The sequence below is a fragment of the Alienimonas sp. DA493 genome (assembly GCF_043951915.1).
GTDB lineage: Bacteria > Planctomycetota > Planctomycetia > Planctomycetales > Planctomycetaceae > Alienimonas.
Genome location: NZ_JBINJD010000176.1, coordinates 1 through 10,369 on the forward strand (window position 1 = coordinate 1; position 10,369 = coordinate 10,369).

Annotated in this window: 10 protein-coding genes; 9 read left to right on the plus strand and 1 reads right to left on the minus strand. The window is 70.9% G+C overall.

The features are described 5' to 3' along the window. From ACG2DA_RS19415 to ACG2DA_RS19440, 6 genes are all read left to right on the plus strand, one after another. Positions 1 to 1,070 (plus strand): FtsX-like permease family protein (locus ACG2DA_RS19415; RefSeq protein WP_395257903.1); only part of this gene is annotated, 1,070 nt, incomplete at its 5' end. A gap of 84 nt (positions 1,071 to 1,154) precedes the next feature. Beyond that, positions 1,155 to 1,880, plus strand: a complete 726-nt coding sequence (locus tag ACG2DA_RS19420) for an ABC transporter ATP-binding protein (RefSeq protein WP_395257905.1) — start codon at positions 1,155 to 1,157, stop codon at positions 1,878 to 1,880. A gap of 140 nt (positions 1,881 to 2,020) precedes the next feature. Beyond that, complete coding sequence (gene ilvE / locus ACG2DA_RS19425; RefSeq protein WP_395257907.1) at positions 2,021 to 2,899, plus strand: branched-chain-amino-acid transaminase; 879 nt, start codon at positions 2,021 to 2,023, stop codon at positions 2,897 to 2,899. A gap of 40 nt (positions 2,900 to 2,939) precedes the next feature. Further along, positions 2,940 to 3,695 (plus strand): hypothetical protein, encoded by a 756-nt coding sequence (locus ACG2DA_RS19430; RefSeq protein WP_395257909.1) that lies wholly within the window; start codon positions 2,940 to 2,942, stop codon positions 3,693 to 3,695. A gap of 142 nt (positions 3,696 to 3,837) precedes the next feature. Beyond that, positions 3,838 to 5,016, plus strand: a complete 1,179-nt coding sequence (locus ACG2DA_RS19435) for a DegT/DnrJ/EryC1/StrS family aminotransferase (RefSeq protein ID WP_395257910.1) — start codon at positions 3,838 to 3,840, stop codon at positions 5,014 to 5,016. A 450-nt stretch (positions 5,017 to 5,466) separates the two neighbouring features. Next, positions 5,467 to 7,233, plus strand: coding sequence for a hypothetical protein (locus tag ACG2DA_RS19440; protein WP_395257912.1), 1,767 nt, complete (start codon positions 5,467 to 5,469; stop codon positions 7,231 to 7,233). Between the two features lie 103 nt (positions 7,234 to 7,336). Here ACG2DA_RS19440 and ACG2DA_RS19445 read toward each other — a convergent pair whose 3' ends face one another. Next, positions 7,337 to 7,609: a hypothetical protein gene (locus tag ACG2DA_RS19445; protein ID WP_395257913.1), complete on the minus strand. Its 273-nt coding sequence runs from the start codon at positions 7,607 to 7,609 to the stop codon at positions 7,337 to 7,339. Between the two features lie 245 nt (positions 7,610 to 7,854). Here ACG2DA_RS19445 and ACG2DA_RS19450 point away from each other — a divergent pair, with 245 nt between their 5' ends. The 3 genes from ACG2DA_RS19450 (at position 7,855) to ACG2DA_RS19460 (ending at position 10,319) form a co-directional block, all read left to right on the plus strand. Further along, the gene (locus ACG2DA_RS19450; RefSeq protein WP_395257915.1) at positions 7,855 to 8,943 is read left to right on the plus strand and encodes a M20/M25/M40 family metallo-hydrolase; all 1,089 of its coding nucleotides are present in this window, start codon (positions 7,855 to 7,857) and stop codon (positions 8,941 to 8,943) included. A gap of 133 nt (positions 8,944 to 9,076) precedes the next feature. Then, positions 9,077 to 10,012, plus strand: a complete 936-nt coding sequence (locus ACG2DA_RS19455; protein ID WP_395257917.1) for a class II aldolase/adducin family protein — start codon at positions 9,077 to 9,079, stop codon at positions 10,010 to 10,012. 70 nt (positions 10,013 to 10,082) lie between these two features. Continuing rightward, complete coding sequence (locus ACG2DA_RS19460; protein WP_395257919.1) at positions 10,083 to 10,319, plus strand: zinc ribbon domain-containing protein; 237 nt, start codon at positions 10,083 to 10,085, stop codon at positions 10,317 to 10,319. The last annotated feature ends 50 nt before the right edge of the window (positions 10,320 to 10,369 follow it).

Consider the following 10,369-nt stretch of genomic DNA (forward strand, 5'->3'; position numbering starts at 1 on the left):
CCGCGGAGCCGGTGCGGGACGACGGCGTGCTGGACGGCCGGGTGATGATCGGCAACCAGCTGATCAGCGTGCCGATCGAGACCGCCGACGGCGAGATCGAGGAACGCCTGCTGATCCACCCCGGCCAGCGGGTCACGCTGACCACCGTGAAGGCCGGCGGCAACGGCCCGCCGGAGTCCGCCACGATGAACGCGACCGTCACGGACGTCTTCAAAAGCGGCATGAGCGAGTACGACAGCCGGATCGTCTTCTGCAATATCGAGCGCCTGCAGGAAGTCCGCGGGATGCTCGTGCCGGACGAGGCGGACCGCACCGTGGCCGTCGGCCGCGAGGTGAAGATTCTCGGCGGTCCGCACGCCGGGCAGTCCGGTCAGGTGGTGCGGACCGAGGGCCCCTACGCCGTGGTGCGGCTGGGCAGCTGGCACGAGCCGGGCGAGGAGATCTCAGTCGCCAAGGCCGATTGCCTGCCGCTCTCCCGCAGCGTGACCACCGTGCAGATCAAACTGAAGGAGGGCGTGGAGCCCAGTGCCGCCGTCGCCGCCCTCAAGACCGCCTTCCCCGCCGAGCGCTTCAGCGTGGGCACCTGGGAGAGCAAGCAGGGCCCGCTGCTGGCCGCCGTCGACATGGAGACGACGATCCTCAACGTCCTGCTGTTCCTGATCGTGGCCGTCGCCGGGTTCGGGATCCTGGCGATCTTCTACATGATCGTCGTGGAGAAGACGCGGGACATCGGCATCCTTAAGGCCCTCGGCGCCGGGTCGCGGGGCATCCTCAGCATCTTCCTGAGCTACGGCATCAGCCTGGGCCTGGTCGGCGCCGGGGCCGGCGTCGTGCTGGGGCTGGTCTTCGTGCGGTACATCAACGAGGTGGAGCAGTTCATCTCCTACGTGACCGGCCGCCCGGTGTTCGACGAACGGATCTACTACTTCCCGGAGATCCCCACGCGGGTCGATCCGATGACGGTCTTCTGGGTGGCGCTGGGGGCGGTGTTCATCGCCGTCGCCGCCAGCATCCTGCCCGCCCGCCGGGCCGCCGCCCTGCACCCCGTCCAGGCCCTGCGGTACGAGTAGCCGTCCTCCGTGAGCCCGAAGCGCAAGCGAGGGTTCGCCACGTTTCCCCCCTCGCTTGCGCTTCGGGCTCACTGAACCTCACCGATGAACGAACAGCCCCAGCCCCTGCACGCCGTCGCGGTCGAGAAGGCCTACCGCAAGGGGGAGCACGCCGTGGACGTGCTGCGGGGGGTGAACCTCACCGTCCACCCTGGCGAGTTGGTCTCCGTCGTCGGCCCGTCCGGCTGCGGCAAGAGCACCCTGATGCACCTACTCGGGCTGCTGGACTCGCCGGACGTCGGCGAGATCCGCCTCGGCGAGGACCGAATCGACCACCTGCCCGGCCGCACCCGCGATCGGCTGCGGAACCGCGTGTTCGGGTTCGTGTTTCAGTTCTATCACCTCCTGCCGGAACTCACCCTGCTGGAGAACGTGCTCACCCCGCTGATGATCCGGCACTCGATGCCGGTCTACTGGAAGAACCGTAAGGTCTACCGGCAGCGGGCCTCGGAGATTCTGGAGCGCGTCGGCCTGGGCCACCGGCTCACGCACACCCCCAAGGAACTGTCCGGCGGGGAGATGCAGCGGGCCGCGATCGCCCGGGCGCTGATCTCCGACCCCCAGATCCTGCTGGCCGACGAACCGACCGGGAACCTCGACGGCGAAGTCGAAGCCGAGGTGATCGCCCTGCTGCGGGAACTCAACGACGAGGGCCTGACGATCGTGATGGTCACCCACGACGACGCCCTCGCCGCCGCCGCCGACCGAACCGTGCGGCTGGCCCGGGGTCGGGTGGAGGCCCCCGCCCCCGAATTGCGCCGGGCCGCGTAGGGTCCGCTATGCGGACCGGAAATGACGAATGAGGAATGACGAATGACGAACGGGTCGCGATCGTCCCCGTCCTTCGTCATTCGACATTCGTCATTCCTCATTCGGGGGGCGAAGCCCGACGGCCTCGTTAGACTCCCGCCATGTCCCAGAACGTCTTCCTCGCCGGCCGTCTCGTCCCCGAAGCGGAGGCGACCGTCAGCGTATTCGATCACGGATTGCTCTACGGCGACGGGGTCTTCGAGGGCATCCGCGTCTACGGCGGCAATGTCTTCCTGCACGACGCCCACATCGACCGGCTGTTCGAGTCGGCCAAGGCGATTCACCTCGAAATCCCGATGTCCCCGGCCGAGGTGAAGGCCGCCGTGGAGCAGACGGTCGAGGCCAACGGCGTGACCGACGGCTACGTCCGCCTGGTGGTCACCCGCGGCAGCGGGGCGCTGGGCTTGGACATCCGCAAGACATCCAACCCGCAGGTGATCGTGATCGCCGCGGATATCGCCCTCTACCCGAAGGAGCTGTACGAGAAGGGGTTGAGCCTCGTCACGTCCGGCACCATTCGCAACCACCCCGCGGCCCTGCCGGCCCGGGTGAAGTCGCTGAACTACCTCAACAACATCCTCGCCAAGATCGAGGGCTTCGCCGCCGGGGCCGGCGAGGTGCTGATGCTCAATCACCTCGGCCAGATCGCCGAGTGCACCGGCGACAACGTGTTCGTCATCAAACGCGGCGTGGTCAAGACTCCGCCGCTGGACGCCGGCATCCTCGCCGGCCTGACCCGGGCCGCGGTCATCGAGTTGGCGAAGAAGCGAGGCCTGGAGGTGCGGGAGGAGGCGATGGTCCGCCACGACATCTACACCGCCGACGAGTGCTTCCTGACCGGCAGCGCCGCCGAGGTGATCGCCGCCGTCTCGCTGGACGGCCGCCCCATCGGCGACGGCAAGCCCGGTCCGATTACCAACGAACTGCTCGCCGACTTCCGGGCCCTGACCCGGGGCGAAATCGAGGTCTCGCTGAGTTAGCCCTGCGTCTTGCGACGGTCGGGCGGGTAGGATGGGAAAAATGAACGCCCTCCCGCTGGCCCTCGTTCTCTTGCTGCCCCCGGGCGACGGCCCGGCGGACTCCGCGGCCGCCGAGGGAACCGTCGCCGGGGGGGACGTCGCCGCGGCGAAGGCGGCCCTCGCCCCGCTGAACCCGCTGGTGGGGCGGTGGCGGGGCGTCGGGCAGGTCCGCCGCGGCTCCCGCGAGGGGGCGTGGCGGGAGACGGCCGAGTGGGTCTGGGACTTCTCGCGGCCGGAGCGGCCCGCGGTGCGGTTCGAGGTGGAGGAGGGGAAAGAGGTGCTCCGCCTGCTCGTCCGCCCGGCCCCGAAAGGAACCGGCTTCGTCGCCACGTTGACCCCGCCGGGGGGCGACGCGTCGACGCTCTCCGCCGCGTCGCTGGGGGACGCAGTCACGTTCGAACCGACGGGCGAGGGCTCCGATCGGCTCACGTTCAAGCGGCTCAACGACAAGCGGTTCACCCTGCTGATCGAGCGCCGCAGCTCCCCGACAGGCCGGTTTCGGCGGGTCGCGGAGGTCGGCTACACCCGGGCCGGCGAGCGGCTGGCGGCCAGTTCGCTGGGTGGGCCGGAGTGCGTCGTCACCGGCGGGCTCGGCACGATCGAGGTCCGGCACGCCGGCAAGACTTACTACGTGTGCTGCACCGGCTGCGTCGCCGCGTTCGAGGCGGACCCGGAGGGCGTGCTGGCGGAGTACCGCGCCAAACGCGCCCAAAGCGCCCAGTCCGCCGGCGCCGCGGCGGGCGATCAGGACGAATGACGGATTCGGCGAAAGAATCGCAGACCGGGGTTACGCGCGCGACGGCGGCGGACCTATGAGACGCCCCGCGTCGCCTGCCCCGACCTCTCGCCCAGCCTCGCGCCGCACCGCTCCGCCCCCCGCGTCACGAAACGCCCGCCCGATGTCTTCCAGCCCGACCCCGGTTCCGTTCATCGACCTGCAGGCGCAGCACGCGACCATCCGCACGGAGGTGATGGAGGCGGTCAGCCGCGTCTTCGAATCGCAGGCCTTCGTGCTGGGCGAGGAGGTCTCCAGCTTCGAGGCCGACGCCGCCGAGTACTGCGACGCCCGCCACGCGATCGGCTGCGCCAGCGGCACCGACGCCCTGCTGCTCGCCCTGATGGCCTGCGGGGTCGGCCCCGGCGACGAGGTGATCACCAGCCCGTTCACCTTCTTCGCCACCGCCGGCAGCATCCACCGCGTCGGCGCCACGCCGGTGTTCGTCGACGTCGAGCCGGACGGTTTCAACATCGATCCCGAGGCGATCGAGGACGCGATCACCGAACGCACCAAGGCGATCATGCCGGTGCACATCTTCGGCCAGACCGCGGAGATGGACCCGATCTGGCGGATCGCCCAGAAGCACGACCTGCACATCATCGAGGACGCCGCCCAAAGCATCGGCGCCGAATACCGCGGTCGCCGCAGCGGCGTGCTGGGCACGGTCGCCTGTTTCAGCTTCTTCCCCACCAAGAACCTCGGCGGGGCCGGCGACGGCGGGATGATGACCACCGACGACGACGAGATCGCCGCCCGCCTGAACCGACTGCGGGTGCACGGGGACGTCGGCGGCTACGAGCACGTGGAAGTCGGCCTGAACAGCCGGCTGGACGCCCTCCAGGCGGCCGTGTTGAAGGTGAAGCTCCGCCACCTCGACGACTGGACCGAGGCCCGCCGGGCCAACGCCGAACGCTACGACGCCCTGCTGACCGACTACCGCATCGCCGACGCCGTCCAGCCGCCGGTCCGTCTGCCGGAGCGCCGCCACGTCTACAACCAGTACGTCACCCGCGTCCCGAACGGCAAACGGCAGGACGTGCTGAACAAGATGCGAGCCGCGGGCGTCGGAGCGGCCGTCTACTACCCCAAGCCGCTGCACCTGCAAACCTGCTTCGCGGACCTCGGCTACAAGCCCGGCCAACTGCCGGTCGCCGAGCAGGCCTGCGAGGAAGTGATGGCCCTGCCGATCTTCGCCGAACTGGGCGAGGAGCGGCAGGAGATCGTCGTGCAGACCCTCTGCAAGAGCCTCGGCCGCCAGGCCGTCCCCAGCCGCCCCCGCGTCCTCCGGGCCGCCGCCTGAGCGAACTGACGAGCGCCACGAAAACGCCCCGGCCGGGCTCCCCGGCCGGGGCGTTTTCGTTTGCGCCCCCGCGGAGCGGACGCCGAAACCCTCGCTTGCGCTTCGGGCTCACGTCTCGCAGGCCGGCCGCTGCGGTTCGCCCACTCCGCAGGCGCCGTACGGCCCGCAGGGTCGCGGGGGACTTCTTCGGGGGCGAACGGCTTGGTCGCCGACGGAGTCCCGTTGTGGGATTTACAGTTGGGGGAACGCCCGGGGAACCCGCTCCGCCCTCTGTCAATAGGCTCAGCGGCGCTCCCGCCGATTCCGGCACGCCGTTCGCGACAACGGTCTCCCGACGCTCCGCCTCGCGGAGACCGCCGCCGCCCACGAGGGGCGGCCCTCGCCCGACGATGGTCCGCCGGCGAAGGACGCCGCCGCCCGGACGCCCGCCCGTTCCCCTCCGGAACCGATATGCCCCGCTCGCTGCTCGCCTGCGCCCTGCTGCTGTCCGCCCCCGCCCTGCTCGCGCCCGCGGCGCTCGCCGACGACCTCGCCTCCGAGGGGTCCGTGCCGGCGACCGAGGCGGCCGCCGAGGCCGCCGCCGCCGAGGCCGACCAGTTCGCCGCGGAGGAGGCCGCCCGTCGCTCCGCCGCCGTCACGTTGAACTACTGCCGGGCCAGCCTGTACCGCATCCGCTGCGCCCCGACGGAGCAGGTCCTCTCCGAGGAGCGGGCCCACATCCTGTCGAACCTGAACCTCGCCTCAATTGAGGACGAGGAGGTCCTGCGGCTCTACACCGCGGTGCTGGACGAGATCGCCGCGATCCGCATCGCGGAACAGGACCGGGCGGTCCTGCAGCAATCGCACTATCGCGGCGTCTCCCGGCACGCGACGCTGACCACCTTCTCCCTGCTGGGCCACGCTGCGACGGCCGACGTGGCGGGGGCCGTCCGCACCGGGGCCGGGAGTTGGTGGGACCTGCGGGGGATGCAGGTGGACCGCGACAGCGGCCTGTGGAAGGTGGACCGGGACCGGATGAAGGGCGTGCTGGACAAAAGCGGCGCCTTCCTCGACACCAGTTGGAAGCTGGCCCGCAAGCGGAACATCCCCGACGGCTGGCTCGTGCGGGACGACGACCTCCGCCGCCTCGCCGACGCCCAGGCGGACCCGGACGCCGACGCCCGCCTGCGGCGGCTGCTCCGGCTCGAACGCTACCTCACCTACCACCCGCCCTACTGGTACGCCCTCGCCCGCACCCAGCAGCGGCTCGGGATGTTCGAGGAGGCCGAACGCACCTACCGCAAGCTGGACGAATTGGGCGGCGGGCACTTCCGCCGGGACCAGATGCTCGCGGCCGGCTGGGCGAATGTCGCGATGATCCGGGAGCACACCGGCCTGGCCGGCGCCGCCGAGGCCGCCGAGAAGGCCCTCGCCTGCGGGGGCGACGCCTGGGAGGTGAACCTCGCCGCCGCCGGGGTGCTTACCAAGCACCGCCGCTACGCCGCCGCCGAGGACGCCGTGCTGCGGAACCTCGACGGCGACCTGGAGACTGATCAGTCCTCCGCCGCCCTCTGCGTGGTCTACGCGGACGCCGGCACGCACCTGGAGGACGCCGGCACCAAGCTGGTCGAACGGCTCCGCGACCCGCGGACCGTCGCGAACCTGCCCCCCGCGGCGCTGGTGAAGTGCGCCGCGGCCGTCAGCGGCGAACTGCCCGCCGTCGCCGCGGAGGCCCTGCGGAACAGCGTCTCCGTCGCCGTGGACCCGCGGCACGGGGTGATCCTGACGGCGGACCGGGACTGGGGGCTGCCGTCGGCGGTGTTCCAGACGGCGGAGGCGGAGGAGGGCGAAACGCTGCGGCCGCTGGTGGCCGCCCAGGGGCCGGACCCGGAGCGGGAGGCGATCCGCTTCACCGATCTCGGCCCCGGTCCGGACGGCAGCGTGCGGCTGGCGGTGCGGTTCGGCGAGTCAGCCCCGCTGACCCTCACCTTCGCCGCCCCGCAGACGGCCGAGCCCCGCACGGCCCGGCGGGAGCCGGCGACCCGCTGGCCGCTGTCGCTGGCCCCGCGGTCGCTGACGGCGATGCGGGAACCGCCCGCCCCGCGGGAACTGCCGTTGGCCCAGGTGGAGACCGCCGGCCGCGTGGTCGCGCTGGCGCCGGGCGGGGCGACGACGATCCTCAGCGAGGGCCACCGCCCCCGGATGTCCGCCCGCCCGACCTTCCCGGAAGGGTGGTGAGGCGGCGGGGGGGAAGTCCCCGCCCGAGGCGCAGCCCGGCCCTCAGGCCAGCCGAGAGGGGACGACGCACGGCCGGAGTTCGCGCCCCGGGCTGGTCTCGGGTCTACCCGACGGCAATGCGGTTCCGCACCACCCCGCCGGGGGCGGCGGCCATCGCGGCGACGCCGGCGAGTTGCTTGCAGTAGAAGGTTCCGCACCGGCCGGTGAGGACGACGGAGAACTCCCGGCCGGCGGCCGGCTCCGGAGCGACGTCCACGTGCAGGTCGCTCAGCAGGGCGCCGGTGCGATCGCGGACGAGCCGGTTCACCGCCGACCGCACGGCGTCCTGGCGAGGTCGTGACGTCTCTCCGTCCAAACTATAACGATTCGCAATCATCAGCCGCGTCCTTCGGCGCAGAGAGGCGACCCCGGAGCAGGAACGGGGTCGGGCGGTTCACCCGAGGCGGCATCGATCGGATCGGGACCGTCTCATTCAAAATCTACCCCCCCGGTTTCGAGCGGACAAGCCTCGGAGAGATTTGATGCGTTCGGCCGTCGGTCGCCGCTCCCCGCCCCGTTCGGTATAACCGGCCGCTCGTCGTTTCGCCCGATTCGCTCCCCCGTCGCCCCTTTGCTACGCCGATGACCGACGACGCCCGCGCGTTCCTCGACCGGCTGCTCACGACGCCCGGCACCAGCGGGTACGAGGAGCGGATTCAGGCCGTCGTGGCCGACTACGCGGCCGGCTGGGGGACGGTCTCCACCGACTGGCACGGGAACCTCACCGCGGCGGTGAACGCCGGCGAGGACGGGCGGGGGACCGACAAGCTGCGGGTGATGTTGGCCGGGCACTGCGACCAAATCGGCCTCGTCGTGCAGCACATCGACGGCGACGGCTTCCTGCGGGTCTCCGCCGTCGGCGGGTGGGACGTGCAGACCCTCATCGGGCAGGCCGTGGAGGTGCACGGGGCCCACGAGACCGTCGCCGGCGTGATCGCCCGCAAGGCGATCCACCTGCTGACCCCCGACGAGCGCAAGCAGGTTCCCGAGGTGAAGGACCTGTGGGTGGACATCGGCGTGGAGGGCAAAGCCGAGGCGCTGGAACTGGTCGCCGTCGGCGACCCGATCACGCTGCGGCCGGGCTACCGCCCGCTGCGGGGCGGACTGCTGGCCGGACCGGCGATGGACGACCGGGTGGGCGTGTGGGTGGTGATCGAAGCGGCCCGCCGGGCCGCGGCGAGGAAGCCGGAGGCGGCCATCTTCGCCGTCTCCACCGTGCAGGAGGAGATCGGCCTGCGGGGCGCCAAGACCGCCGCCCACCGGATCGACCCGCACGTCGGCGTCGCCGTGGACGTTACGCACGCCTCCGACTGCCCGACGGTGGAGAAGGGCGAGGTGGGCGACGTCCGCATCGGCAGCGGCCCGGTCGCTTTCCGCGGCCCCAACATCAACACGCCGCTGTTCCGCACGCTGATGCGGCTCGGCAAGGAGCACGATTTGCCCGTGCAGGCGTCGGCTCTCAGCCGCGGCGCCTCCAACGACGGCAACGCGATCCAGCTGACCCGCGGCGGCCCGGCGACGGGCATCGTGGGCATTCCGCTGCGGTACATGCACAGCCCGGTGGAGGTGATCTCCACGGACGACCTCGACGCCGCCGCCGACCTGCTGTGCGAGTTCTGCCTCACGCTGTCCGCCGACAGCGACTTCACCCCGGGCGTGGATCGGTTGTAGCGATCCGGCGGCGGCGGTTTCGGCTCGCGCGAAGGTTCGACGAACCCGCCCGCTAACGAAACGGCTCGTTCCGCCTTCCCCCGGTAACCTGCCCGCCGAAACACCCCCAGCCGGATTCCGGACCGAACCGTATATGGCGATCCCCGAGCACCTTCGCGTCGACTTCCCCAACGACGCCCCCGAACTGAACGACGACGCGGTCAAGGAGGAGATCTGCGAGATCGGCCGTCGCGTCTACAACCGCGGCTACGCCGCGGCCAACGACGGAAACATCTCCGTCCGCGTCGGCGAGAACATGGTGCTCTGCACCCCCACGATGATCTGCAAGGGGTTCATGACCCCGGAGGACATCTGCGGCGTGGACCTGGACGGCAACCAGATCTACGGCCAGCGCAAGCGGACCAGCGAGATCCTCTTGCACCTGTCCATCATGAAGAACCGGCCGGACGTGAAGGCCTGCGTGCACTGCCACCCGCCGCACGCGACCGCCTTCAGCGTCGCCGGCGAACCGGTCCCGCAGGGCGTGCTGCCGGAAGTCGAGGTGTTCCTCGGCGAGACCCCCTTCGCCCCCTACGAAACCCCCGGCGGGCAGGAGTTCGCCGACACCGTGCTGCCCTTCCTGAAGGGCACCAACCACATCATCCTGAAGAACCACGGCACGATCTCCTTCGGCCCCACCCTGGAGGAGGCCTACTGGAAGACCGAGGTGCTGGACGCCTACTGCCGCATCCTGATGCTGGCCAAGCAGCTCGGCCCGATCGACTACCTCGCCGAGCGGCACACCCGCGAACTGCTGGAGCTCAAGCAGAAACTGGGCTTCGACGACCCGCGGTTCCACTACCCGGAAGCGGATCTCGTCGGCAACACCGCCTTCCGCAAGATCTACGAAGGCGACGGCGACAACCTGTACGCCCCCAAGGCCTTCAACCCCCCGCCGAAGTTCGGTCCCATCGGCAAGCCGGCCGGCAAGAACAGCGGCGAGCTCCCCCCCACCCCGCCGCTGAAGGACGACCCGTTCGTCACCGCGATCGCCGAGAAGGTGGTCGAGTTGATGTCGAAGAAGGGCTGAGCCGATCACGGTTCGACCAGCGTCCCGGACCCTTCAAGGGTCCGGGACGCTTCCCCGACAGGTAACGCCGATGGCTTGGGACGACGACTCCGGCGAGAACTTCGAGCCGTACGACGAGGACGGCGGCGAAGAATTGCCGTGCCCGTCCTGCGGGGAGCCGGTCTACGAGGAGGCGGACGTCTGCCCCCACTGCGGCGACTACATCGTCCCCGGCCGCCGGCCGGCCGGGGCGAACGTCCCGCGGTGGATGTTCGTGCTGGGGGCGATCGGCGTCGTCGGCACGATCCTGGCATTGCTGATCATGTAGGGTCCGCTGTGCGGACCGTGCCGGGACGACGCGGGGCATTCGCAACGGTC